At 44.3% G+C, this 25,646-nt stretch carries 21 protein-coding genes; 14 read left to right on the top strand and 7 right to left on the bottom strand.

Features of this window, described 5'->3' with window-relative positions:
- The first annotated feature begins 148 nt into the window (after positions 1-148).
- Together OO778_RS10220 and OO778_RS10215 are read left to right on the top strand one after the other, a co-directional pair.
- On the top strand, positions 149-3,184 hold the full coding sequence (locus OO778_RS10220) for an FAD-binding and (Fe-S)-binding domain-containing protein (protein ID WP_074191162.1): 3,036 nt from the start codon (positions 149-151) through the stop codon (positions 3,182-3,184).
- Positions 3,185-3,257: 73 nt separating this feature from the next.
- The gene (locus OO778_RS10215) at positions 3,258-3,719 is read left to right on the top strand and encodes an isoprenylcysteine carboxylmethyltransferase family protein (RefSeq protein WP_005395882.1); all 462 of its coding nucleotides are present in this window, start codon (positions 3,258-3,260) and stop codon (positions 3,717-3,719) included.
- Between the two features lie 110 nt (positions 3,720-3,829).
- On the opposite strand, the gene OO778_RS10210 is transcribed toward OO778_RS10215, so the two are convergent.
- From OO778_RS10210 to hutC, 6 genes are all read right to left on the bottom strand, one after another.
- Positions 3,830-4,555, bottom strand: coding sequence for a DUF3581 domain-containing protein (locus OO778_RS10210; RefSeq protein ID WP_005395883.1), 726 nt, complete (start codon positions 4,553-4,555; stop codon positions 3,830-3,832).
- Positions 4,556-4,892: 337 nt separating this feature from the next.
- Positions 4,893-6,428: a histidine ammonia-lyase gene (gene hutH / locus OO778_RS10205; protein ID WP_074191163.1), complete on the bottom strand. Its 1,536-nt coding sequence runs from the start codon at positions 6,426-6,428 to the stop codon at positions 4,893-4,895.
- Positions 6,429-6,439: 11 nt separating this feature from the next.
- Positions 6,440-8,137, bottom strand: a complete 1,698-nt coding sequence (gene hutU / locus OO778_RS10200) for a urocanate hydratase (protein WP_005395885.1) — start codon at positions 8,135-8,137, stop codon at positions 6,440-6,442.
- A gap of 73 nt (positions 8,138-8,210) precedes the next feature.
- A complete protein-coding gene (gene hutG / locus OO778_RS10195; RefSeq protein ID WP_074191164.1) occupies positions 8,211-9,221 on the bottom strand; it encodes a formimidoylglutamase in 1,011 nt (336 codons plus the stop codon).
- A 1-nt stretch (position 9,222) separates the two neighbouring features.
- Positions 9,223-10,473 (bottom strand): imidazolonepropionase, encoded by a 1,251-nt coding sequence (hutI, locus tag OO778_RS10190; RefSeq protein WP_074191165.1) that lies wholly within the window; start codon positions 10,471-10,473, stop codon positions 9,223-9,225.
- A gap of 129 nt (positions 10,474-10,602) precedes the next feature.
- Positions 10,603-11,310 (bottom strand): histidine utilization repressor, encoded by a 708-nt coding sequence (gene hutC, locus OO778_RS10185; protein WP_074191166.1) that lies wholly within the window; start codon positions 11,308-11,310, stop codon positions 10,603-10,605.
- A 247-nt stretch (positions 11,311-11,557) separates the two neighbouring features.
- Here hutC and OO778_RS10180 point away from each other — a divergent pair, with 247 nt between their 5' ends.
- On the top strand, positions 11,558-12,301 hold the full coding sequence (locus OO778_RS10180) for a sporulation protein (RefSeq protein WP_005385491.1): 744 nt from the start codon (positions 11,558-11,560) through the stop codon (positions 12,299-12,301).
- A 6-nt stretch (positions 12,302-12,307) separates the two neighbouring features.
- Here OO778_RS10180 and OO778_RS10175 read toward each other — a convergent pair whose 3' ends face one another.
- Complete coding sequence (locus OO778_RS10175) at positions 12,308-13,285, bottom strand: DUF3187 family protein (RefSeq protein WP_074191167.1); 978 nt, start codon at positions 13,283-13,285, stop codon at positions 12,308-12,310.
- Positions 13,286-13,695: 410 nt separating this feature from the next.
- Between OO778_RS10175 and thrS the strand changes: the two genes are divergently transcribed.
- The 11 genes from thrS to pheS all read left to right on the top strand — a co-directional run bounded on the left by thrS (position 13,696) and on the right by pheS (position 25,635).
- A complete protein-coding gene (gene thrS / locus OO778_RS10170) occupies positions 13,696-15,624 on the top strand; it encodes a threonine--tRNA ligase (protein WP_005395892.1) in 1,929 nt (642 codons plus the stop codon).
- Positions 15,625-15,678: 54 nt separating this feature from the next.
- Positions 15,679-16,179 (top strand): translation initiation factor IF-3, encoded by a 501-nt coding sequence (gene infC, locus OO778_RS10165; protein ID WP_302470007.1) that lies wholly within the window; start codon positions 15,679-15,681, stop codon positions 16,177-16,179.
- A 121-nt stretch (positions 16,180-16,300) separates the two neighbouring features.
- Entirely contained in the window at positions 16,301-16,495 is a 195-nt protein-coding gene (gene rpmI / locus OO778_RS10160; protein ID WP_005377932.1) for a 50S ribosomal protein L35, read from the top strand.
- 40 nt (positions 16,496-16,535) lie between these two features.
- Complete coding sequence (gene rplT / locus OO778_RS10155) at positions 16,536-16,889, top strand: 50S ribosomal protein L20 (RefSeq protein ID WP_004727974.1); 354 nt, start codon at positions 16,536-16,538, stop codon at positions 16,887-16,889.
- 190 nt (positions 16,890-17,079) lie between these two features.
- Complete coding sequence (locus OO778_RS10150) at positions 17,080-17,397, top strand: heavy metal-binding domain-containing protein (RefSeq protein ID WP_005377919.1); 318 nt, start codon at positions 17,080-17,082, stop codon at positions 17,395-17,397.
- A 354-nt stretch (positions 17,398-17,751) separates the two neighbouring features.
- On the top strand, positions 17,752-18,561 hold the full coding sequence (locus tag OO778_RS10145; protein WP_074191169.1) for a helix-turn-helix transcriptional regulator: 810 nt from the start codon (positions 17,752-17,754) through the stop codon (positions 18,559-18,561).
- A gap of 488 nt (positions 18,562-19,049) precedes the next feature.
- Positions 19,050-19,838, top strand: coding sequence for a TetR/AcrR family transcriptional regulator (locus OO778_RS10140; RefSeq protein ID WP_005395898.1), 789 nt, complete (start codon positions 19,050-19,052; stop codon positions 19,836-19,838).
- A 247-nt stretch (positions 19,839-20,085) separates the two neighbouring features.
- Positions 20,086-22,464, top strand: a complete 2,379-nt coding sequence (locus tag OO778_RS10135; protein ID WP_264909616.1) for an MMPL family transporter — start codon at positions 20,086-20,088, stop codon at positions 22,462-22,464.
- Positions 22,465-22,482: 18 nt separating this feature from the next.
- A complete protein-coding gene (locus OO778_RS10130) occupies positions 22,483-23,274 on the top strand; it encodes an outer membrane lipoprotein-sorting protein (protein WP_258616432.1) in 792 nt (263 codons plus the stop codon).
- Positions 23,275-23,284: 10 nt separating this feature from the next.
- Positions 23,285-24,460 carry a hypothetical protein gene (locus OO778_RS10125; RefSeq protein WP_074191172.1) on the top strand — a complete coding sequence of 392 codons (1,176 nt, stop codon included), beginning with the start codon at positions 23,285-23,287 and terminating at the stop codon, positions 24,458-24,460.
- 191 nt (positions 24,461-24,651) lie between these two features.
- Positions 24,652-25,635: a phenylalanine--tRNA ligase subunit alpha gene (gene pheS, locus OO778_RS10120; RefSeq protein ID WP_005385470.1), complete on the top strand. Its 984-nt coding sequence runs from the start codon at positions 24,652-24,654 to the stop codon at positions 25,633-25,635.
- Positions 25,636-25,646 lie beyond the last annotated feature (11 nt).

Raw genomic sequence — 25,646 nt, 5'->3', positions numbered from 1 at the left:
GTTGTAAAGTGACGAAATTCAAAGAATATTACTTCACTTACTCTTTTGTGGTGTTTTGTTTCGCTGAACGCCAACTTGTATGAGAAGTGAGCAAATAATTACATAACCCGCAGCTGATCGGATTCAGCGTCGTAGGGGCAGGAAGCAAATGTTACCAAGATTACACTCGCAAACTGATGTCGATCCTCTTGTTCTTAGTTTTCTGAAAGAGCTTGAGCACGCCGGATTCACTGGTGATATCGAAAGCCAATATTCAAGCCGACTCGCGGTTGCCACTGACAACAGTGTTTACCAGCAACTTCCTCAGTCTGTCGTTCATCCCAAAACGACAGAAGATGTTTCTCTCCTCGGGAAACTGAGCAATAAAGAAAAGTACGAACGAATTACCTTTTCACCTCGTGGTGGCGGCACAGGGACCAATGGTCAGTCGCTAACCAAAGGTATTGTGGTGGATATGTCTCGCCACATGAACAAAGTGCTTGAGATTAATGAGAAAGAAGGCTGGGTTCGTGTACAAACTGGTGTAGTGAAAGACCAGTTAAATGATGCGGTTCGCCCTTACGGTTACTTCTTCTCTCCAGACTTATCTACCAGTAACCGTGCAACGATTGGCGGTATGGTCAACACTGATGCTTCTGGTCAAGGTTCTCTGAAATACGGAAAAACATCCGATCATGTATTGTCGCTACAAGCGGTGTTTGCTGATGGCTCAGTTTTAGAATCAGATCTGTCCAACGGCTACCCAAAAGAAGGCGAGTTTGCTGCCAAGGCGCTACGAGTGACGGAATCCGTATGTCGTGAAAAACGCCAGCAGATCGTGGATAAATTTCCTCCTCTCAACCGCTTCCTAACGGGCTATGACTTAAAGAACGCGCTAGATGAAGACGATGATCGTTTCGATATCACACGAGTACTGTGTGGCGCGGAAGGTTCATTGGCATTTATTACCGAAGCGAAGCTAAACCTGACGCCAATTCCGAAAGCACGTACTTTGGTTAACGTTAAATACAACAGTTTTGACTCTGCGCTGCGTAATGCACCGTTGATGGTCGAAGCGAAAGCGCTATCTGTAGAAACCGTTGACTCGAAAGTGCTTAATCTCGCGAAGCAAGATATCGTCTGGCACACCGTGAGTGATTTGCTTACCGATGTTCCAAACAAAGAGATGCTTGGCATCAATATGGTGGAATACGCAGGTCAGGACGAAGAAGAGGTTGCTGCGCAGGTTGCAGCGTTGACCGCCAAGCTCGATACCATGTTGGAAACAGAAGAAGCGGGCATCATCGGCTACCAGGTTTGTAACGATGTAGCGAGCATTGGGCGTATTTACAACATGCGTAAAAAAGCGGTGGGTTTGTTAGGCGCAGCAAAAGGTCGTGCTAAACCGGTCGCATTCGCTGAAGATACCTGTGTGCCACCAGAAAACCTGGCAGACTTCATTGTAGAGTTTCGAGAGCTGTTAGACAGCAAGTCTCTGAATTACGGCATGTTTGGCCACGTCGATGCCGGGGTGCTTCACGTACGTCCTGCGTTGGATTTGTGTGACCCGCACCAAGAAGCATTGATGCACGAAGTTTCTGATGAAGTGGTTAAGCTGGTGGCGAAATACGGCGGTTTGATGTGGGGTGAACACGGCAAAGGTTTCCGTTCAGAATATGGCCCTGAGTTTTTCGGTGATGAGTTGTTTACTGAGCTGAGACGTGTGAAGGCGGCATTCGATCCACACAACAAAATGAACCCGGGCAAAATCTGTACGCCGCTTGATAGTGATGCAGAGTTAGTAAAAGTTACCGATACCAAACGTGGTTACTTCGATCGTCAGATTGACGTTCAAGTACGTGACAGCTTTAAGCAAGCGATGGAGTGTAACGGTAACGGTTTGTGTTTTAACTACGATACCAGCTCGCCAATGTGTCCATCGATGAAAGTAACAGCCGATCGTCGTCATTCACCGAAAGGTCGTGCGGGTTTGGTTCGCGAGTGGTTGCGTCAGCTCACTGAACAAGGCATTGATATTCTTGACTTAGAAAAGCAAACGCTAGAAAACAGAACATCAATCAAAACCATGATTGACCGTGTACGTCATTCTATCAATCGTCGTCACGAATACGATTTCTCCCACGAAGTGTATGAAGCGATGAATGGTTGTTTAGCGTGTAAAGCGTGTGCGAGCCAGTGTCCGATCAAAGTCGACGTTCCGAGCTTCCGCTCACGCTTTTTAAACATTTATCACTCTCGTTACCAACGTCCAGCAAAAGATTATCTGGTTGCGAACATAGAGACTATGCTGCCGATGATGGCGAAAGCGCCAGGTGTCGTAAACGGTGTTTTGAAGCAGTCGTGGGTCAAGAGCTTAACGGCTTCAACAGTTGGGTATGTCGATGCGCCGTTGTTATCAGTACCTACGTTGAAACAACGAGTAGAGTCGCTGACAACGCCTTATGACCTGCAAGCGCTCAGCGGTTTGTCTTCGCCTGAAAAGAGCAAGCATGTTTTAATTGTTCAAGACCCATTCACTAGCTACTACGACGCCGATGTTGTAGAAGACTTCGTTAAATTATTGAAAAAGCTGGGCATGCATCCGGTGCTTCTGCCATTTAAGCCGAACGGTAAAGCACAACACATTAAAGGCTTTCTACGTCAGTTTAAGGATACAGCAGCCGATACAGCGAAGTTTTTGGCGATGGTAGCGGATCTGGATATTCCATTAGTTGGTGTCGACCCTGCATTGGTGCTGTGTTATCGAGATGAATACGCTGAAGTACTTGGCAGTAAGCGAGGTGATTTCGATGTACTAACGGCCCACGAATGGCTTTACCCAAGACTAGAAGAGTTTGAAAGCGGAGAGCATAAGGCGCAGGAACCTTGGTATCTGTTTGCGCACTGTACTGAAAAAACCAAAATGCCGAATGCGGAAAAAGAGTGGGGCGCTATTTTTGCTCACTTTGGTGCGGTTTTAAATACGGTACCGGTTGGTTGTTGTGGTATGGCGGGTACGTTTGGTCACGAGGTCGATAAGTTGTCGATGTCGAAAGACATTTACAATTTAAGCTGGAAGCCAAGCTTAGATAAGTTAGATAACGAGAGATGTTTGATTACTGGCTACTCTTGCCGCAGCCAAGTGAAACGCTTTGAAGGAACAAAGCCCAAACATCCCGTTCAGGCGCTGTTAACTTTGATATAATCACATCAAATTAAGCCCAGTTTTACTGGGCTTTTTTAGAAGTCACATACAACAATTTCAAAGGATATGAATCTTGAGAAAACTTGAACTCAAAGTCCCACCTGTTGCGGTGTTTTTGTTGGTCATACTACTCATGTATGGACTGACAGTTCTGGTGCCGAGCCTGAATATTAGTGTGCCCTTTGTCGAGGTTGTGGTTGGCGGACTAACTTTGCTCTCTGGTTATATGGGCATTGCTGGTGTGTATGAATTCCATAAAGTAAAAACGACGGTTAACCCTGTAAAGCCTGACACGGCCTCTTCCGTGGTGAGAACTGGCGTATTTGCTTTTTCGCGCAACCCGATGTATATGGCGCTACTGCTTCTAATCATTGCAATTGGTTTGTGGTGGCAGCATTTGAGTGTGGTGCTTTGTGGCGTCGTATTTGTCAGTTATATGAATCGATTTCAAATCAAGCCAGAGGAACGTGTTCTAGAGCGATTGTTTGGTGAAGAGTATGTGGATTATAAAAACCACGTCCGCCGCTGGATCTAAGCATTGCGTTTAGTTTTATTTGGATGAGACATAAAAAGAAAGCCCAATGATCGACGTTGGGCTTTCTTTTAGTAAACACGTTTTTTGAGCGCTTCTGATAGGGCAGTCGATTAGGCTGCCTTAACGAACTTTGCTAGGAATGCATCCTTACGTTCATTGAAACGGCGTACAAGATCGTCAACCGCTTCTTGGTCATATGGCTTCAAGCCGCTTGCAACCATGCGTTTGATGCCTTTGCCAACGACTTCACCGTCTTCTTTGAACGCAAAGTTTAAGGTGACTACCCCACGTTTGCCTTCCACGTCGAACGTTGCGCCAGTGAAATCCACTTCAGGATGCGTAAGGTCTAAGCGTGAAAATTCAACTTCCATGCTTTCATAAATAACTAATGGACGTTGGCAGTTGATCATCATTTGCTTCTCTTCCATAAGAGGAACCATGATGTGAGGGAAGTTCATGCCAGAGAATTGCACGTAATTTGTTACGACATGCTCAATAAATGCGGGATCGTGATTAGTCTCACCTTCACGGGACATGTGTAAGTATTCTTTACCGGCCTCGTCAACAACGGCGCTTTCTTTTTCACACTTATTTTCAATATGAAGTGCTACACCATCGTTTACCATGCCAGAGAAGTTAAAACGCATCTTTTGGCTGACGCCTTCTTTACTAAGAAGCACTGCGAAAAGTAAGTCCCCAGGGACACAAAAGCGTTTGTTGTCTTCATCGTGGATTGGGTTGTAGTCACCTGCGACACGTTTTGCAAAGTGGCTTGCTTGCTCGCGAGTGAACTGAAACTGGTGATTAGTGTTTGAAAAATAAGGTGTTAGAAACATAATTTTTACGTAGTAACCAAAACTGTGTGGGATTATATGCGAATATCTGCGTAGCAATGGTCCATCCAGTGAAAACTTCACCGTATCCTAACAATAAGACACTATTTCGGCGGATAAATCGTTAAAAACGCATACTTTAGCAACGCTTTTATTTGTGAAAGCAATAAACAGCGACTTTATTACGTCGGCTATTTTTAAAAGTATAGCAATAACAATATGCAAGTGTTCATAAAGATCGCTAGGAATACGTTTAATGAGGAGATAAAAAAGCTCCACGCGAAACGTGGAGCCTTCAAATTATCATCCGGTTTTTAGATTAAGTGCTGGTAATGCTGGATTACTGAACACTTGGTAACAGACTCTCTGGCATAAGCGTGTTGTGGATAGCCAGCTTAAGCAGAGTATTCGCCTGTTCAATGTCCGGCGCAAAGTAGCGATCTTTATCGTAGAACGATACTTTTTCACGCAACATTTGTTTGGCAATCTCGATACGCTCAGAAGACTTGTTTGGTGCTCTAAAGTCTAGGCCTTGTGCTGCTGAGAGGTATTCGACCGCCAGAATGCCGCGAGTGTTTTCTCCCATTTCTTTCAATCTGCGAGCCGCGAAGGTTGCCATTGAAACGTGATCTTCTTGGTTTGCTGATGTTGGCAAGCTGTCTACTGACGCTGGGTGAGCGAGCGTTTTGTTTTCGCTTGCTAGCGCAGCAGAGGTGACCTGGGCAATCATGAAACCAGAGTTCACACCACCATTATCGACTAAGAACGGTGGTAATTTTGATAATGCGCTATCGATAAGCAATGCCATACGACGTTCAGACAGGCTGCCGATCTCAGCAATCGCCAGTGCTAGGTTGTCAGCTGCCATTGCAACAGGCTCAGCGTGGAAGTTACCACCAGAGATGATGTCGCCATCCTCAGCAAACACCAACGGGTTATCTGATACGGAGTTTGCTTCTACTTGCAATACTTCTGCAGCGTTGCGGATTTGCTGCAAACACGCCCCCATTACTTGAGGCTGACAGCGCAACGAATACGGGTCTTGCACTTTTTCACAGTTAGTATGCGAATCACCAATGTCACTTGATGTATCCAATAGATGACGGTAGGCCAGTGCTGCGTCCATTTGGCTGCGATGACCACGTACACGGTGAATGCGTGGATCGAATGGACGTCGGCTGCCGAGAGCGGCTTCGACAGACATTGCGCCACATACTGTAGCCGAAGCGAAAAGATCTTCCGCGATAAACAGACCTTCTAATGCGAACGCTGTTGATGCCTGGGTACCATTTAGCAGCGCTAAGCCTTCTTTCGGTGCCAGAGTTATGGGTTCTAGACCTGCGATTTTTAACGCTTCTTGCCCAGAAATGATGTTACCGTTGTGACGAGCTTGTCCTTCACCTAGTAATACTGTGCTCATATGGGCCAGAGGAGCTAAGTCACCTGATGCGCCAACAGAGCCCTTTTTAGGTACGCAAGGGTAAACTTGTGCATTAACTAGATCGGTCAGCATATTAATGACTTTTAGGCGAATACCAGAAAAACCACGAGACAGACTATTGATTTTCAATACCATCATCAGACGAACCGTTTCGTCTGACATAAACTCACCGATGCCTGCTGCATGAGAAAGAACGATACTGCGTTGCAGAGTTTCTAAATCTTCTGGTGCTATTCGTGTGTTAGCCAATAGACCAAAACCAGTGTTAATCCCGTAAACCGTTCGATCTTCCGCGATGACACGATCCACGACTTGCGTGCTTTCTTCAATGGCCGGAATGGCTTCAGGATCCAAAGTAAGGTTGACTGGTGAACGGCTCACTTGGCGTAGTTCGTTTAAGCTAATATGACCTGGCTTTAGCGTTAAATTTAACATCTCTTTCATCCTTACTTGAGCTTCTTCAGTTCTTCGTTGAGCATTGGCAAATCTAGCCCTTGCTCTGCTGCACATTGTTTAGCAATATCGTATCCCGCATCAGCATGACGCATCACGCCTGTTGCTGGGTCGTTATGCAGCACGCGGGCAATACGTTTTGAGGCATCTTCACTGCCGTCACAGCAGATAACCATACCTGAGTGTTGCGAGAAGCCCATACCTACGCCACCACCGTGGTGCAGTGAAACCCAAGTTGCGCCGCCCGCCGTATTGAGTAGTGCGTTTAATAGTGGCCAGTCTGATACGGCGTCAGAACCGTCCATCATGCCTTCTGTTTCTCGGTTCGGGCTTGCTACGGAGCCAGAGTCTAAGTGGTCACGACCAATGACAACAGGCGCCTTAAGTTCGCCATTTTTCACCATTTCGTTGAATGCTTGACCAAGACGCTCACGATCTTTAAGACCAACCCAGCAAATACGTGCAGGTAAACCTTGGAACTGAATGCGCTCGCGCGCCATATCTAGCCAGTTATGTAAGTGCGGATTATCTGGAATTAGCTCTTTTACTTTTTGGTCGGTTTTATAAATGTCCTCAGGATCGCCAGAGAGAGCAGCCCAACGGAAAGGACCGATACCTTCGCAGAATAGAGGGCGAATGTAGGCTGGAACAAAGCCAGGGAAATCAAATGCGTTTTCTACGCCTTCTTCCAGAGCCATTTGGCGGATGTTGTTACCGTAGTCGAGTGTTGCGGCGCCGCGATTTTGCAGTTCTAACATGGCTTGAACTTGCACTGCCATGGATTTTTTCGCTGCTTTAACAACCATTGCTTCATCTTGCAAACGCATTTCTGCAGCGTGAGACATGCTCCAGCCTTGTGGTAAGTAGCCATTGAGCGGGTCGTGTGCAGATGTTTGGTCTGTTACTACATCAGGCGTGATATTACGTTCTACCAACTCAGAGAAAACGTCTGCTGCATTACCCAGTAGACCAACCGATACTGGTGTGTCCGATTCTTTGATGATAGCAAGCGCTTCATCCAAAGATGTCGCTTTCTTATCGACATAGCCTGTACGTAAGCGGTAATCGATACGCGATTCATCACACTCTACCGCAATCATGGAGAAGCCTGCCATCGTACCAGCGAGAGGTTGAGCACCACCCATACCACCAAGACCGCCCGTCAGAATCCATCGGCCTTTTGCTTCACCGTCAAAGTGCTTTTTCGCAACAGATACGAATGTTTCGTATGTGCCTTGGACGATGCCTTGTGAGCCAATGTATATCCAGCTGCCAGCGGTCATTTGGCCGTACATCATCAAGCCTTGTTTATCGAGCTCGTTGAAGTGTTCCCAGTTTGCCCAATGAGGAACGAGGTTTGAGTTTGCGATAAGCACGCGTGGGGCGTTTTTATGGGTAGGGAAAACACCAACAGGCTTGCCTGATTGAACTAAAAGCGTTTGGTCATCTTCGAGTCTTTCAAGTACTTCAACAATCTTGTCGTAACATTCCCAGTTTCGTGCCGCACGGCCAATGCCGCCATATACAACCAGCGAATGTGGATGTTCTGCAACATCAGGATCGAGGTTGTTCATCAGCATACGAAGAGGGGCTTCGGTTAGCCAAGATTTTGCGCGCAGTTTATCTCCGTGAGGTGCACGAATTGTTCTGCTTGTATCAAGTCGTGGATCTTGTCCCTGGCGCTGTGTCATTTCAGACTCCTTTAGTTTCTCGTGATGACCAAGTACTTGCTTGGTCGTAATAATAAGTGGCATCTAGGATGCGTTATGGTTTGTGTTGCTTTTCCGCCATCGCGTTGGCGATATCCCAACACAAACGGGCAGCTAAGCGTGCAGTTTGACTATCGACGTCATAATTAGGGTTGTATTCGGCGATATCAGCCAGCATGAGCTTATTTTTGTAATGAAGAATTCGATCTAAAAATGGTGCAATTGTGTCGTAACTTACTCCTCGAGCCGCAGGGGCGCTGACCCCAGGTGCGGTTGCGGCGGGAAATACATCCAGATCAATGGTCAAATAGAGGTAATCACAGTCGTCAATAAAATGTTGAAGCTGAGTTAAGTGATAACTGTGGTTTAGGTAACAAAGCTGATTGTCTTCTACATACCAAACATTTAACGCATCTGCTTTTTCAAACAGCGCTTTAGTGTTGCTACTGCGGCTTACGCCAATGCAAGCGTAATGAAAGTCCCAATCATTGCGTTGGCAAAAATGATGAATTTGGTTGAAGGGAGTGCCAGAGCTTGGTTTGATGTCGGCGATGCCGCTCTCGAATGCGCGTAAATCGAAATGCGCATCGAAATTTATGATACCGATTTTAGGCTTCTTCTCTGGATAGTGCGCTTTAAAATACTCCGCTAAGCCGGAAAACGAGGCCCACGCAATCTCATGCCCGCCACCTAACACGATGACAGGCGTATGAGGTAGTGCGCTTGAAATGGTTGCCGCACATAGAGATTGGCTCTCTTCCACTAAGTCGTCTTCGCACACCACGGTGCCTAAGTCATATAGTGGGACGTCTTGGTGCCATGCTAAATTAGCGAGTGCTCGTCGGATTAAGTCTGGCGCTTTTTTCGCACCAATGCGTCCTTTGTTTCTGGCTACGCCAGCGTCGGTAGCAAAACCCAGTAATGAGACGCCATGCGCAACTGCCCCTAACTCATCTGCTTTCTGGCGTTGAACCACGTGATGAATTCGCTGACCAAGTTTGCCGTCCTCGGCATCATGACGGCCTTGCCAATGAAATAGGGGAGAGTGTAAGTCGAATTGAGACATATTATTGGCCTCCGTGTGAAATGTATTCACCATTTACTATACGACCTACCAGACGTTTTGCTCCGACTTGATAGCTTAAATCAGCAGGGCTTTCGATATCCCAGATAGAGAAGTCCGCATCAAACCCTACTTTGATTTCGCCACGTGAATTTTGATAACCCAGAGCTTTGGCTGCATGTTGCGTTACACCACGCAGTGCTTCTTGCGGCGTAAGGCGAAATAGTGTGCACGCCATATTCAGCATGAGTGTGAGATCAGAAAACGGTGATGTACCTGGGTTGACGTCCGTAGCAATTGCCATCGGCACGTTATGCTCCCTCAACAACTCAATCGGTGGTAACTGAGTTTCTCTTAGAAAATAAAAAGCGCCAGGCAGTAGAGTGGCGACAGTGTTTGAGCGAGCAAGTGCTTTAACACCTTGCTCATCTAAAAACTCGATGTGATCCGCTGACAAACCGTTGTATTGAGCAGTGAGGGCTGTACCACCGAGATTCGAAAGTTGCTCTGTATGCCCTTTAACCTTTAAGCCGTGGCGTTTTGCAGCTATAAACACTTTTTCTGTTTGTTCAAGATTGAAGCCAATCGATTCACAAAAAACATCGACACTCGTGGCTAACTCTTCCTTTGCGACGACAGGGATTATGTCCTGACAAATGTGCTCAATATAATCATCTGCACGGCCTTGGAACTCTGGCGGAATGGCGTGAGCGGCGAGAAGTGTAGTGGTGATTTTAACTTTACGCTCTTGTTCAAGCATTTTGGCTGCACGGAGCATTTTTACTTCATCATTCAGTGTCAATCCGTAGCCTGATTTCACTTCGACAGAAGTGACGCCGCTCGCGAGTAGCCCGTCTAAACGTGGCAACGCTAACTCAACTAATTGCGCTTCGGTTGCTGAACGCGTCGCATGCACCGTTGAAAGTATCCCACCGCCTTGTTTGGAAATTTCTTGATATGGCACGCCGTTTAAGCGCATTTCAAATTCGTTGGCACGATTGCCCGCGTAAATAAGATGAGTGTGGCAGTCGATCAAACCTGGCAGAACTAACTTGCCTTGAAGGTCGATACTCTGAGCGTAATGTTGGGCAGACAGCAGAGACTCAGTTTGCGGTTCGTCTTCACCAATTGCACAGGTGCTGATCGCAACGATTTTTCCAGATTGAATGCCAATACGAGCAGGAGACGTTGGCAGATAACCGCGCTCTCCCGGTTGCATGGTGACCAGACGTGCGTTTTCAATCAGCAAATCCATGTTTGTGTCCCTGTGTTTATTTGTATCATTAAATGTATATACAAATAAATAGAGCAAAATAAGAACACTGACAAGATTGATGTTGCTAAAATGTGATCAAAACGTAGATCTATAGGACCAATCTTGTCATTAAATGAGCACTTTTGAGCTCAGCTTATATTTGTTACCAGGGTGATAAAGTAGGGCGGTACTGACTAACTTATCTTGGCTCCACGTTCTGCGATTCAAGAGAAGGCAAGGCTCATTGGCTTGCATTTTTAAGTCTTGCTTAATACGGCCGTCAGGCACAATTGCCTCTACGGTATGTTCAATAGCGCTGAGTGGGCAATTATCTGACAGGTATTGATTCGGAGTGATTTGTGTGAAGTCTTGATTTAAATAACTCGGGGCATATTGGCTGTTAACCCAGCGGAGTTCCAATTGAATAGGCGTTTGGTCTTCATAGTGAATGATTTCACTGTAAAACACCGTTGTGCCAAGCATGACGCCGAGTTTTGTCGCAATGTTGTCATCTGCTTTTATGGCAACTTGTTTGAGCACTTTACTGCTATATTGTCGCCCTCGGTCGCTGACTTCTTCGGCAATGTTTCGAATGTCTAACAGAGGAGATTCTGACTTTTCACCAGGATCACACACAAACGTACCTAAGCGTGGGCGACGTTGTAATCGGCCCTCATTAACTAAGTCCCGAATTGCTTTGTTCACTGTCATTCTACTGACACCAAATTGCTCGGTAAGCTCAATCTCTGTGGCGATACGATGACCGACTATCCACTCTCCAGAATCAATTTTATCGAGGATAAATTGTTTGATTTGAATGTAGAGTGGTGCAGACATAATGATTCCCTTTTATTTGACTATACAAATACTGCTTAATTTAGGTACAAATTGCAAACATTTCTCGACGAATGCACCACTTAGTGACAGAACAATCCTATTGTGGGGCTGAATGACTCTTGCTGCTGAGCATTATTTGGATTGATGATGGAATTCGAACATTTTCTTGTGGTCTATTGCTTGCAGAGTATAAAACAATTGTGTAAACAAACGATTATTAGAAGAAAAGTCGCTAAAAAGGAAAAACATGTTTAAAAAATTGAAAGCATCACTGGGGATTGGTTCTGCAAAAGTAGATACGATTTTAGACGAAATGAGCGTGTTTCAAGGAGCGACGCTGAAAGGGCATGTTCATATCAAAGGCGGAGACGTCGAACAACAAATTGATGCTATTACTATTAAGTTGAACACAGAGATGAAAGTCGAAGTGGATGATAGCGTAAGTTACCAAACGTTCACTATTGATCAGCTGAAGGCGGTAGACCCCTTTGTGATTCAACCTAATGAAGAGAAGCAGGTTCCGTTTGAGCTAAAACTGCATGATGAAACGCCAATTACTGCGGTTAGCGCACTTAAGAATCAATGCCATGTTTGGGTTGAAACGACGTTAGATATTGATTTTGCGATTGACCCGCGTGACCGTGACTATATTGAAGTGAAACCACTACCAGTAGCATCTCGGGTTATTCAAGCGATCGAGCAAGCTGGTTTCACTATGGTTAAAGCCGATGTTGAAAAAGGCTTTTTGCGCGGTGGCTCGTTTGCTTCTCGCTCTGGAATTTATCAAGAGCTAGAGTTCCGAAATAACGGCTTTATCTCATCAAAAGAAATTGAGCTTTCTTTTATTCTGGAAGGGCAGGTCATGCATTGTTTGGCAGAGATTGACCGTTCGCTCAGCTTGGCTGGTGACCAATATCGCTCGTTTACGTTACCGATCAATGCAACTGATGCTCAAGTCGCTGCCGCGGTTGCACCAACGCTAAATCTATAGTTCTCATCAACTTGATGAGAATATGTACCGATATCCTATTGTGAAAGCGATATCGGTACTGTTATCCATGTTTCGTGCGTTCTCAACGGCTAAAAACTCAAGCGCGGAGTTTTCCATGAGATATCGATAGCCTAATACCAGTTCATTAGAGGCATCAGCAAACTCTGCGGGTCCTTCTGTTGAGCCTTGATACCAATGGTATTCAAACATCAGGTGGTGGTTATCTTCCAATGCATAACGGTACCCAGCTGCAACGGCAATCGTATTATGCCGATAGGGTAGATCCAGCAAGGCGCGATCATCTGAGCGAAAAGTCATGCCAACCATCGAGTAAAATGCATGGGCGTCACTCAAATAACTGTAATTTATTTGGAAGCCTTGCTCGAAATTACTGCCTTGAAAAGTCCCGTGAGCAACATCATTAAAATATAAGCTGCCACCAATAGATAGGCCGTGATGTTCATTCTGAAACACTTGATATTGCAAATAAGTAGATAAGTTGTTGGCAAGCGTTTGTCCTTCGAAGTCGTCTTCTAGCACATCATATTGCGGCATTGAAATGTGAAAACGATCTCTGTCTACTTTGTCTCGGCCATTCTGTCCGATACCGAAAAGGTTATGGAAGCTTTTCGTCAGTCCATCTAAATGGTTATCAGCGGCAAAAACCCACCGATAATTGAGTTCCCATTGCCAACTGCTATTGATTTGCCACTTGCTGCCAATTTCGATTTGGTTGTGGTAATAATCCAGTGCGTATTCATCAGTATGAGCCCAAACACTAGCCACGGTTCCTGAGCCATAGGTTTCGACAAAGTCAGAGGGAAGGCTATGTCCTGAGCGCAGTATATTGGTATGGCTAACCACTTGCATCGGAGATTGTGCGTAAGAACGTAGCGGCCCATACAGGTCATCTGATGCCATGGCTGGTACACAGCATATCGAAATGCTTAGAAGCCCCATAAAGCGCGATTTGAAATAGATCATGATGAACACCTACATGCAAACTACTCAATAAAACAACTATATACCTAAATTGCACTTTGAGGTGGAACTAGGTGTGCTGGGTCCTGTGTTAGTTAATATGTATTAGGAACTATTATACCAGTTGTGTATTCAAGTTCTATTGGGAGGGGGTAACTCCGTTTACAAGTGATGTGAGCCCTTAAGAAGAATCATCAGATTGTCGCGGCGAGGCCTGAGGTTAAGTTCTTATGATAAAACAAAATCGCGCTTTGCAATCTAAATGTGAGCTAGGTACAATCCCATTTTCGATAACGGTCCGGTATTCGTGTTACCGAGAGGCCTTTATTGACTCTCAACTATTTTCAACAAATAGCTTCTAATTTGAATAACATGTGTTGCTTGGTGTGCAACACCACTGTAAAGGACATAGCATGCCTATTATTACTCTTCCTGACGGCAGTCAGCGTCAATTTGACAACCCAGTTTCTACTATGGAAGTTGCGCAATCGATCGGTCCTGGTCTTGCAAAAGCAACGATCGCTGGTCGTGTAAACGGTAACCGCGTTGATGCGTGTGACCTAATTGAAGAAGACGCAAGCCTTGAAATCATCACCGTAAAAGATGAAGTAGACGGTTTAGAAATCGTTCGTCACTCTTGTGCTCACCTTCTTGGTCACGCTCTTAAGCAGCTTTACCCACAAGCTAAAATGGCGATTGGTCCAACCATCGACAACGGCTTCTACTACGATATCGATCTAGATGAGTCTCTAACGCAAGAAGATCTTGAAAAGATTGAAAAGCGTATGAAAGAGCTAGCGAAAACCAAGTACGAAGTTGTTAAGAAAAAAGTAAGCTGGCAGGAAGCGCGTGATACGTTTGAATCACGTGGCGAACCATACAAAGTGGAAATCCTAGACGAAAACGTATCTCGTGATGATCGTCCAGGTCTTTACCACCATGAAGAATACATCGACATGTGTCGTGGTCCTCACGTTCCTAACATGAGCTTCTGTCAACACTTCACTCTATTGAATGTGGCAGGTGCTTACTGGCGTGGTAACAGCGACAATAAAATGCTTCAACGTATCTACGGTACGGCTTTCCACGATAAGAAAGCACTGAAAGCGCATCTAACTCGCCTAGAAGAAGCAGCGAAGCGTGACCACCGTAAGATTGGTAAGCAACTAGACCTATTCCACATGCAACAAGAAGCACCGGGTATGGTGTTCTGGCATCACAATGGTTGGTCTATTTTCCGTGATCTGGAAGTATTCATCCGCGCTAAGCTAGATGAGTACGGTTACCAAGAAGTAAAAGGTCCGCTAATGATGGACCGTGTTCTTTGGGAACGCTCAGGTCACTGGGATAAATACGCTGATGCAATGTTCACAACTTCTTCTGAGAACCGTGAATACGCAATTAAGCCAATGAACTGTCCAGGTCACGTACAGATCTTCAACCAAGGTCTAAAATCGTACCGCGACCTACCGCTACGTATGGCAGAGTTCGGCTCATGTCACCGTAACGAACCATCTGGTGCACTGCACGGCATTATGCGTGTACGTGGCTTTACTCAGGATGATGCTCACATTTTCTGTACTGAGAGCCAAATCCAAGAAGAAGTAACAAACTGCATCAAGATGGTGTACGATACGTACCAAACATTTGGTTTCGACAACATCGTAGTGAAACTGTCTACTCGTCCAGAGAAACGTGTAGGTTCAGATGAAATCTGGGATCAATCTGAAGAAGCATTGAAGCAGTCTCTTGAATCGATGGATATCCCATACGAAATTCAAGAAGGTGAGGGTGCGTTCTACGGTCCTAAGATTGAATTCACACTATACGATTGTCTAGACCGCGCTTGGCAGTGTGGTACTGTCCAGCTAGACTTCAACCTACCAGGTCGCCTAGGCGCTACTTATGTAGGTGAAAATAACGAACGTCTTGTACCGGTAATGATTCACCGTGCGATTCTAGGTTCACTAGAGCGCTTCATTGGTATCCTTATCGAAGAATATGCTGGTTTCTTCCCAACTTGGTTGGCGCCAGAACAAGCAGTTCTTATGAACATTACTGATAAACAGTCAGGTTATGTTCAAGAAATAGTACAAAAACTACAAAAAAGTGGAATTAGAGCTAAAGCGGACTTGAGAAATGAGAAGATTGGCTTTAAAATCCGCGAACATACTTTGAAGCGTGTACCGTATATGCTTGTTGTTGGTGACCAAGAAATGGAAGCTGGCGAAATTGCAGTACGTACTCGTAAAGGTAAAGATCTTGGTAAATTTAAAGTGGATGATTTTATTGCATACATCCAAGACGAGATCTCTAGCCGTAAGCTCAATCTGGAGGAATAAGCTATTAAAGGCGGAAGACGTGGCCAACAGCCGGTAAAACAAAACCCGCACCGTATCAACGGTGAAATTCGTGGTATTCGTGAAGTTCGACTAACAGGCGCTGACGGTGAATCAGTTGGTGTTGTATCGATTCAAGAAGCCATTGCAGCTGCTGAAGAAGCTGGTATGGATCTCGTTGAGATCAGTCCTAACGCCGAGCCACCTGTTTGTCGTGTGATGGACTATGGTAAGTTCCTCTTCGAGAAGAGCAAAACTGCTAAAGAGCAGAAGAAGAAGCAAAAGCAGGTCCAGATCAAGGAAGTAAAATTCCGTCCTGGAACTGATATTGGAGACTATCAGGTAAAACTACGCAACCTGACGCGTTTCCTTGAAGAAGGCAACAAAGTGAAGGTAACAATTCGCTTCCGTGGCCGAGAGATGGCACACCAAGACATCGGTGTTGACGTTCTAAATCGTCTTAAGGAAGATACTGCAGAACTTGCTGTGGTTGAATCTTTCCCTAAGAAGATTGAAGGTCGCCAGATGATCATGGTGCTAGCCCCTAAAAAGAAGTAATTAACGGCTCATCAAGTAATTAAAACCTAGCCGCTTTCCTTTCGATAAAGGCATAACGGCTGGGTTTTGTTCGCCCTAATTACGTTGTTTATTAAACCTACTCAATGCGGAGTTATTCATCATGCCTAAGATGAAAACCAACAAAGGTGCTGCTAAGCGTTTTAAGAAAACTGCTGGTGGTATTAAGTACAAGCACGCTACAAAACGTCACATCCTGACTAAGCGTACTACTAAGAACAAGCGTCAACTACGTCCGAATGCAATCCTTCCAAAATGTGAAGTGGCTGCAGTAATCCGTATGTTGCCATACGCTTAATTCTTTTTAGTTATCAATCGTTTAGTTTAGGAGAAGCATAATGCCTCGCGTAAAACGTGGTGTACAAGCTCGTGCACGTCATAAGAAAGTTCTAAAACAAGCTAAAGGTTACTACGGTGCGCGTTCACGTGTTTACCGCGTAGCTTTCCAAGCAGTTACTAAAGCTGGTCAATACGCTTACCGTGACCGTCGCGCTAAGAAACGTCAATTCCGTCAACTATGGATTGCACGTATCAATGCGGCATCTCGTCAAAATGGTCTATCTTACAGCCGTTTCATCAACGGTCTTAAGAAAGCATCTATCGAGATCGACCGTAAGATCCTTGCGGACATCGCAGTATTCGACAAAGCTGCATTTGCAGTTCTAGTTGAAAAAGCGAAAGCTGCTCTTTAATTAGCAGTTTAGGATTAAGAGAAGGAGAGCATTAGCTCTCCTTTTTTATTGCTAAAATATATACCCAAATATTTTTCAGTTTTGCCATTCAGAATCTTGTCTATCAGTATTCCCGATTTGATTAGTGATCAATGCTCTGTTGGTAATAAAATGGCTTGGGTATATATTTTACGTTTATAAGGGACTAAAAATGATCTACACAACAACAGAAAGCATTCCGGGCAAGCAGATCTCTGAAATAAGAGGGGTTGTAACTGGTAATGTTGTTCAATCAAAACACATCGGTCGTGACCTCATGGCGGGTATCAAAAGCATTGTTGGCGGTGAAATTCGCGGTTACACGGAAATGATGACCGACGCGCGTGATATAGCTATACAGCGCATGGTAGCAGACGCTGAATCTAAAGGTGCAGATGCGATTGTAGGGATTCGATTTACCACGAGCTCAATCGTAGATGGTTCTTCGGAAATTTTGGCATTTGGTACTGCAGTGAAACTTGCGGACTAATATACGAGGAAAAGCGTTGCTAGGAATGGTGAATTTTTATTCATTTTTCGTTTTTTATTTTTAGGTTAATTATTCTAGATTTTCGCAGAGCGAATAGGCTTATATTCTTAACTTTACGTTACCATTAAAATTAATCCCAATAATTTAGAGTAATTGCTTCACTTTTGTTTTGTGTATCATTTTATATTCATAATGAAATTGAATTCATATTGAATTTTCCATTTATCTTGTGAATTTTGATTTCGATATATTAATTCATATTTTTCTTATAAAAATATGAACTTATACCTTGCCAAGCGGTTCTAAATTGTTACAAATACTATACAGCTGTAACATTGCCAAAAGGAATTGTAGATGAGAGATCTGACTCCCGAATACTTGCTAGCCGCATTACGCCAAGCGATTAAAACAAAAGGGCTAACATATCGAGAGCTATCTGAGAAAATGGGCATGCCGCTGTCCACTTTTAAGAGACACTTAACAAGCACAAATCTCGCTTTGGATAAACTGCTTGAATATTGTAGAGCTGTTGATTGCACGTTAGATGAGCTACAAAAGCTTGCGAATCAATTACAAGGTGAAGACGAGGATTACTTTAGCCGTACGCAAGATGAAGTCTTTTTTCAATTTCCCCATCTTTACGATTTTTATCGTGAATTGAGAATGCTGCGAGGCAAAGATGGATATTCCATTTTAAAGAAAAAGTATGATTTGTCTGAGCAGAGCATGTCTGATTACCTAAAAGCTTTGGAGTTATTGGATCTTGTTTACGTTGATGAAGATAAAAATATAACGTTGCACGGGCCGTTATATTACAGCTATGCAGAAAACTCCAAGCTCAATGATAAATATACGGAAATCATAAAAGAACAGACAACAACCCACGATAAATGCGTTCGTGTGGCTTTGGCACGCATGAAAATTACCGAAGAGCAGCTTTTGCAATTGGAAGATCAAGTCGCAAAAACGGTTATCGATTTTCATTCCCAAAATGTTGTGGCAGAGAACTTCAACGTCTCTGATTTTACTAATATTGTTCTACTTGCAGGGCCACATCAACCAGTCACATTCTCTGATGGAATTATCGAGACAGAAAGGCGATTTATTGACGATATTCGTTATGCCATTGCATCTGCAGGTGATAAACCAAGCCTCTCGATTTAGAAATTCAGTCTTTTACTTAAAGAGAATCGCTTTCTCACTATGTTATTGAGTTTTGCAGCTCTAATATTGAAAGGAAGCAGTAAAAGAAAAGCCCAAGACAGAGCACACTTTGTAAATAGAGCATCTATCAGTTACTGTTTTGAATCCAAACTTTAAGTGTTTTGGGCTTTTTTGAATAACATCATTTCAATATCACTCGTTGTCCAATTTTTAAGGTTTTGATTTTTGGGGTTATGTCCCCGCACTCCACTCTAGCCTTTCCTTACAATCAAATCATTCTCGCTGAACCAAGCATCTTGATGTTACTTGGTTATATATAATTAAAGCTTATTTTTCGGTTAGCTATAAATTCATACTTGCAATGTTTGTTTTTTGATCTATTATGACGAAGTGTCATTTTTGACGGTTCGTCAAAATTAGTGGCGTTCCTGTATTCAAGAATCGTGTTACAATTATTGGGAGTGTGTTGGTATACGGATCAAAGGATTATGTTTAACTTTCGCTGTAAAAAAGATAGCAAGCAAGACGGATGTCGTACGTCTTCAGGGCTAACTAAAAAACAACAGGCGATTGCTGATCGTGAAATAGAGCTTATTCAATTGGCTAAGTCTCTGGTTCAAGAGCAAGGCTTTGCCAACTTAACGATGGACAAGCTCACAGCGGCAAGCCCTTACTCGAAGGGAACGATCTACAATCATTTTTGCAGCAAAGAAGATGTGATTCTTGCGCTTTGTATTCACTCGCTGAGAAGCGAGGCAATATTTTTCGAACGTACCGCTAAGTTCAATGGCAATACCAGAGAAAAAATCATTGCTATGCATGTAGGTTATCGTATTTACGCTCGTATGGAGCCTGTACTATCAACCTGTGCGATTGTTGCAAAGACGCCTTGGGTCCTAGAGAAAGCTTCGCCTAAGCGTGTGAATGAATTGAACAACTTAGAAGAACAAGTAATAGATGGTGCTGATGCGTTGGTGAATAATGCGGTGGAATGTGGAGACCTTAAGTTCTCTCCCGCAATTGGTTCTGATGCCATCGTATTTGCTAACTGGTCTATTGCCTTCGGTTCAAACGCTCTAGCGCAAAATGCATCGAACAGTCGATGTATTCAGCGAATTCAAGATCCATTCTCAGTACTGCATAACGCGAATATGTTACTTGATGGTTTAGGGTGGTCACCTTTATCGACAGAGTGGGATTACCGTAAAACGTGGCGTCGAGTGGAACAGGAATTGTTCAGCGAAGAGCTTGCTTATTTAGAGTCTGTGAATCGCTAATCGTTATAGAGGCCATCTAATATTTTAGTTGGCTTTTTTATTACACCATTGTGACGAATCGTCAAAAAATTAGAAATTGGTACTCAAGTTACCGATCTCGAGAAGTATAGGAAGTTACTCAAAAACTAACTTATATAACCAAATAAATTCGATCTGATTTTTATATGTTGAAGTTATCTGGTTATCACAGCATTCGCTGTTTTTTTTAGTTTTTAAATTTGACGAAACGTCACAAAAGGAGAGTGTGATGCCACATCACAACGTTCAACAACAAGCCCGAATGAGCTGGGTCAAGCTACCAACGAATTACAGTGTGTTGGTTGTGCTTGCTACCGTTTTATTGATTGTTATAGCAACTATTGGAGGAAAAAATCTTTACTTTAGAGGGGATTACGACATCTTTTTTGATGGAACAAATGAGCAGTTACTTGCGTTTGATGAAATTCAGACTACCTTTGCAAAATCTGACAGTCTTGCTTTGGTCATAGCGCCAAAAAGTGGCACTGTTTTTACTCCTAACACCTTATCTCTTATTCAGCAGATCACTGACGAGGCGTGGCAAGTCCCATACTCCACCCGTGTTGATTCCCTTGCCAACTACCAGCATACCGAAGCGTTTGAAGATGATCTTCTTGTCGAAGATTTACTGTATAGCGAATATGAATTGACGCCTCAGCGAATCGACAAAGTCAAAAGTATTGCGTTGAGTGAGCCGGTTTTGAAAAGTTCACTGATTTCCGAAAAAGGGGATGTCACGGTCGTGAATATTACGGTCCAACTCCCTGAGGTCGATAAAACCGCTGAAGTACAAGAAGTGGTTGCCTACATAAACGGAATGATTGAGCGTTATCAGCAAGTGTACCCGGACACTGAGTTCCACAAAGCCGGTATTATTGCAATGAACTACGCGTTTATGACCGCAGCTCAAGATGACAGCGCGACGCTAGTGCCGACCATGCTACTAGTGATATTGGTTTTCCTGACTCTCATGTTGCGCTCATTGCTTAGCGTCATCGCGACACTCATCGTTATTATCGGCTCAGTTATGGTGACAATGGGCTTATCAGGATGGGCTGGTATGTTCTTAAGCACGGCGACAGTTAATGTGCCTACCTTGGTGATGACGCTTGCCGTCGCTGACTGTGTGCACATCATAGCGACGATGCGTCAGTCTATGCAAAACGGCTTTAGTAAAGCCCATTCTATTGAACGAAGTATTGCGCTCAATTTCATGCCCATCCTGATTACCTCCATTACCACCGCGATCGGCTTTTTAATGATGAATATGTCGGATTCTCCAATCCTGAGAGATTTCGGCAACCTATCAGCCCTTGGCGTCATGATTGCTTGTTTCCTTTCCATCACATTACTTCCGGCGTTACTTCATATCCTTCCTGTTAGGGTGAAGTCAGACACTGCTGATGAAAGAAAGCACTTTATGGATCACTTAGGGGATTTCGTGGTGTCAAAGCGACATGCGTTATTGCCGTTGTCGGTGCTTGTTATTGTCGCGAGTGCGAGTTTGATTCCGCTGAACAAAGTCAACGATGAATCCGTCGAATATTTTGGTCATAGCAATGAATTTCTTCGAGCGGCTGATTTTATGGAAGAGCGAATCAGTGGCATGGCGAACATCAGTATCGCGATAAAAACTAACGAATCGCAGGGCATTGCGGATCCTAATTTTCTCAATACTGTGGGTAAATTTACTGACTGGCTAAGATTGCAGCCAGAAACGGACCATGTTGCGACCTTGAGCGATGTTTATAAGCGCCTAAACAAGAACATGCATGGAGATGATCAGGCTTATTACTCGCTCCCTCAAGACAGAGAATTAGCGGCTCAATATCTGCTGCTTTATGAAATGTCACTACCGTATGGCTTAGATTTGAACAACCAAATCAATGTTGATAAGTCGTCAATCAAGATGGTTCTCACCGTGGAGAACTTGGGCAGCGTCGAGCTTGTTGATTTGGAAAATCGTATTTACCAATGGTTTAACGAAAACGCGCCTCAGTATGATGTTGTTGCTTCTAGTCCATCACTGATGTTTGCGCATATTGGCGAAACGAATATGGCTAGCATGCTGTCAACCTTGCCTATCACTCTGGTCTTAATTTCGGCATTACTGATCTTTGCCTTACGCTCGTTCAAGCTCGGTTTAATCAGCCTGGTCCCGAATATCGCCCCTGCGCTTATTGGTTTTGGTATTTGGGCGCTGGTTTCTGGTGAAATTAATTTGGGGTTGTCTGTTGTTGTGACGTTGACGCTTGGCGTTGTGGTTGATGATGCCGTTCATTTTCTCTCTAAATACCAACACGCTCGTAAAGATGGCCATAGCGCGGAACAAGCGGTTCGTTACGCTTTTCGCACCGTGGGGCGCGCGCTTTGGATTACGACTGTCGTGCTTGTTGCTGGTTTCTCCGTTCTGGCGATGTCGAGCTTCCGCTTAAATGCCGATATGGGGCAGTTGAGTGCAATTGTTATCTTCATTGCTCTTGTTGTGGATTTCATCTTTCTACCGACTCTACTGATGTTGTTTGACAAAGGCGTCTACGACGAGGTGGGCCGCCGAAACAAGCTTAAATCAACTGACTCTCAAACCACGGCTGTTACTCAGTCATAACGAATCAAAGGATTGAACATGAATTTACTAAAAAATGCCTTAAAAGTATCTGCACTTTCTGTCTCGCTTTTTATGAGTCATGCGGTGTTAGCGGATGAAGCGAAAGGATTAGAAATTGCTCAAGAGCGCAAAGCCCGTGATGAAGGGTGGGGGGATTCTGTTGCTACCATGAAAATGATTCTGCGGAACGCACAAGGAGAAAGCAGCACACGTTTAATGCGCCTCCAATCACTCGAAGTTGAGGACGGTGGTGACAAAGGACTCACAATATTTGATGAACCAAGAGATGTGAAAGGCACCGCGTTTCTCAACCACTCTCATACAGTGGGTGCCGATGACCAGTGGCTTTACCTTCCAGCACTGAAGCGTGTGAAACGTATTTCCTCGCGTAACAAATCAGGCCCTTTCATGGGCAGTGAATTTGCGTATGAGGATCTCAGTTCCTTTGAGATTGAAAAATACCGTTTCAACTACCTAAAAGATGACAGCATAAACGGGCAAGATGTTTTCGTCGTAGAGCAAATTCCGACCGATAAGAACTCAGGTTATACCAAGCAAACGGTGTGGTTAGATAAAGCGCATTACCGCCCACTGAAAGTTGAGTTTTACGATCGCAAAGGGTCGTTGTTAAAAACGCTTTCTTTTTCCGATTACAAGCAGTACCTCAACCAATATTGGCGAGCGCACACTATGGCGATGACAAATCATCAAACAGGAAAAAGCACTGAGCTAACAACAAGTGAAATGCGCTTTAACACTGGGCTCGAAGACAATGATTTTCATAAGAATGTGTTAAAACGAGTGAGGTAGTGGAGGAGAAATGAACCGATCAAATGTTGGGTTGTTGCTTAGCGCAGCAACCTCTCTTTACTCGATGCCTCTTGCCGCCGTTGAGCTTGCAGGACAAGTCAATATTGAGCATCGTCAGTTTTTTGATTCTGGCTCTCAGGGTCAGAGCAAAGCGCAAACGTCATTGGTTTTGCAGCCAGAATTTTACTGGGAGATGCAAAATGGTGATGCGAGCTTTACCCTCACACCTTTCTATCGTTTGGATAGTCTAGACGATGAGCGAAGTCACGGAGACATAAGAGAGGCGCTTTATCTGACTTATTGGGATGATTATGAGCTTCGAGTTGGGATTAGTAAGGTCTTTTGGGGAGTGACGGAATCCGCCCATTTGGTTGATGTAGTAAACCAGACAGACGCCATTGAAGCCGTCGATGGTGAAGATAAACTCGGTCAGCCAATGTTGTATTTCACCTCATTCAAAGATTGGGGCACCGTCCATGCAATGTTATTACCTTACTTTAGGGAACGAACGTTTGCGGGTACTGACGGTCGTTTACGAACCGAACCTGTTGTCTCAGATGATGCTATCTATGAATCAAGCAGAGAAGAAAAGCAGGTAGATGTGGCTTTTCGATATTCGAAAATGCTTGGCGATTGGGACGTAGGCCTGAGCTATTCATATGGAACAAACCGGGATCCTTACTTTCGTTTTGAGTACGGGGAATTAAAGCCTTACTACGCTCTGATGAGTCATGTCGGTCTCGATGTACAAGGAATCGTTGGCGATTGGTTATGGAAACTGGAAAGTGTTTATCGAGATAGTGCAGATAATCATGTCGGTCTTGTGACGGGATTTGAGTACACCTTCGTTGGCGCATTTGACACGGTTTGGGATGTGGGTGTGATTGGTGAGTACCTCTACGACAGTCGTGGGAATAACGCACAAACTATCGGTCAAAATGATGTGTTTGCAGGCATTCGTTGGGCGCTCAACGACGAGGACGGAACGGAATTATTGACGGGAATCACAAAGGATTTAGATAACGCCGATGTTTACAATGCCAAGTTAGAAGCCTCGAGCCGAATATCGAATAACTTTAAGTGGCAAATTGATGCTTGGTTGTTCAAAAATGAAACGCCAAACGATTTGCTCTATTTCGCCCGAGATGACGATTTTATCGAGCTATCTATTCAATACTATTTCTAAAACAAAAGGGCACAACTTAACGTCAGATTAATGAAAGATGACATTTTTGACGTTTTTGTGCTCTTTTTATTCAATAACCTCTTCTTTTCGTAATTCAATTTGGCATTGGTGCCCGGTTTGGCTACTATGTACAGCTATCAAAAAACCAATCACTCCCTTATGGACACTACCAACAGGTAGATGAGGAAACGATGCAACATCTAGAAGAGATCATTGCTAGCGCGAGCACTGCAATTGAAGCTGCCGAATCGCTAGTCGCACTTGATGAAGTGCGTGTTCAGTATCTGGGTAAAAAAGGTGAGCTAACTGCTCAACTTCAAAGCCTAGGTAAACTACCACCAGAAGAACGCCGTGAAGCTGGTCAAGAAATAAACAAAGCGAAAGGCGTCGTTCAGCAAGCTATCGCAGCTCGTAAAGACGCACTACAACGTGCAGAGCTTGAAGCGAAACTAGCAGCAGAAACAATCGACGTAACACTACCAGGTCGTCGTATTGAGAACGGTGGTTTACACCCAGTAACTCGTACTGTAGAGCGTATTGAGAAGTTCTTTGGCGAACTTGGTTTTAACACCGAAGCTGGCCCAGAGATCGAAGATGCATTCCACAACTTTGATGCGCTAAATATTGCCGCTGATCACCCTGCTCGTACTGATCACGATACTTTCTTCTTCAACCCAGATTTGATGCTTCGTACTCATACGTCAGGCGTACAGATCCGTACGATGGAAAATGGTAAACCACCATTCCGTTTCATTGCTCCGGGCCGTGTATACCGTAACGACTACGACCAAACGCATACGCCAATGTTCCACCAAGTGGAAGGTATGCTGGTTGATGAGAACGTAAATTTTGCACAGTTGAAAGGCATCCTGCACGATTTCCTATGTAACTTCTTCGAAGAAGAAGTAGAAGTACGTTTCCGTCCATCTTACTTCCCATTCACTGAACCTTCAGCTGAAGTAGACGTGAAAGGCAAAAACGGTAAATGGTTAGAAGTACTAGGCTGCGGTATGGTTCACCCGAACGTACTACGTAGCGTAGGCATCGATCCTGAAAAATACTCTGGTTTCGCATTCGGTATGGGTGTTGAGCGTCTAACGATGCTTCGTTACGGCGTGAACGATCTACGTGCGTTCTTCGAAAACGATCTTCGTTTCCTAAAACAGTTCAAGTAATCCAGAGGGTT

It is taken from the genome of Vibrio sp. STUT-A16 (genome assembly GCF_026000495.1).
Classification (GTDB): Bacteria; Pseudomonadota; Gammaproteobacteria; order Enterobacterales; family Vibrionaceae; genus Vibrio; species Vibrio diabolicus.
The sequence above is the reverse complement of the archived record's forward strand: the minus strand, read 5'-3'. Positions and strand labels throughout refer to the sequence as shown.

Excerpts from the sequence above, each read along its gene's own strand:
- OO778_RS10175 (WP_074191167.1), bottom strand. The coding sequence starts at position 13,285 with ATGATCTATTTCAAATCGCGCTTTATGGGGCTTCTAAGCATTTCGATA.
- hutI (WP_074191165.1), bottom strand. The coding sequence starts at position 10,473 with ATGGATTTGCTGATTGAAAACGCACGTCTGGTCACCATGCAACCGGGA.
- OO778_RS10210 (WP_005395883.1), bottom strand. The coding sequence starts at position 4,555 with ATGTTTCTAACACCTTATTTTTCAAACACTAATCACCAGTTTCAGTTC.
- hutH (WP_074191163.1), bottom strand. The coding sequence starts at position 6,428 with ATGTTAAATTTAACGCTAAAGCCAGGTCATATTAGCTTAAACGAACTA.
- OO778_RS10135 (WP_264909616.1), top strand. The coding sequence starts at position 20,086 with ATGCCACATCACAACGTTCAACAACAAGCCCGAATGAGCTGGGTCAAG.
- thrS (WP_005395892.1), top strand. The coding sequence starts at position 13,696 with ATGCCTATTATTACTCTTCCTGACGGCAGTCAGCGTCAATTTGACAAC.
- OO778_RS10220 (WP_074191162.1), top strand. The coding sequence starts at position 149 with ATGTTACCAAGATTACACTCGCAAACTGATGTCGATCCTCTTGTTCTT.
- hutG (WP_074191164.1), bottom strand. The coding sequence starts at position 9,221 with ATGTCTCAATTCGACTTACACTCTCCCCTATTTCATTGGCAAGGCCGT.
- OO778_RS10125 (WP_074191172.1), top strand. The coding sequence starts at position 23,285 with ATGAACCGATCAAATGTTGGGTTGTTGCTTAGCGCAGCAACCTCTCTT.
- hutC (WP_074191166.1), bottom strand. The coding sequence starts at position 11,310 with ATGTCTGCACCACTCTACATTCAAATCAAACAATTTATCCTCGATAAA.
- rpmI (WP_005377932.1), top strand. The coding sequence starts at position 16,301 with ATGCCTAAGATGAAAACCAACAAAGGTGCTGCTAAGCGTTTTAAGAAA.
- OO778_RS10180 (WP_005385491.1), top strand. The coding sequence starts at position 11,558 with ATGTTTAAAAAATTGAAAGCATCACTGGGGATTGGTTCTGCAAAAGTA.
- OO778_RS10150 (WP_005377919.1), top strand. The coding sequence starts at position 17,080 with ATGATCTACACAACAACAGAAAGCATTCCGGGCAAGCAGATCTCTGAA.
- OO778_RS10130 (WP_258616432.1), top strand. The coding sequence starts at position 22,483 with ATGAATTTACTAAAAAATGCCTTAAAAGTATCTGCACTTTCTGTCTCG.
- pheS (WP_005385470.1), top strand. The coding sequence starts at position 24,652 with ATGCAACATCTAGAAGAGATCATTGCTAGCGCGAGCACTGCAATTGAA.
- hutU (WP_005395885.1), bottom strand. The coding sequence starts at position 8,137 with ATGACACAGCGCCAGGGACAAGATCCACGACTTGATACAAGCAGAACA.
- OO778_RS10145 (WP_074191169.1), top strand. The coding sequence starts at position 17,752 with ATGAGAGATCTGACTCCCGAATACTTGCTAGCCGCATTACGCCAAGCG.
- rplT (WP_004727974.1), top strand. The coding sequence starts at position 16,536 with ATGCCTCGCGTAAAACGTGGTGTACAAGCTCGTGCACGTCATAAGAAA.
- OO778_RS10140 (WP_005395898.1), top strand. The coding sequence starts at position 19,050 with ATGTTTAACTTTCGCTGTAAAAAAGATAGCAAGCAAGACGGATGTCGT.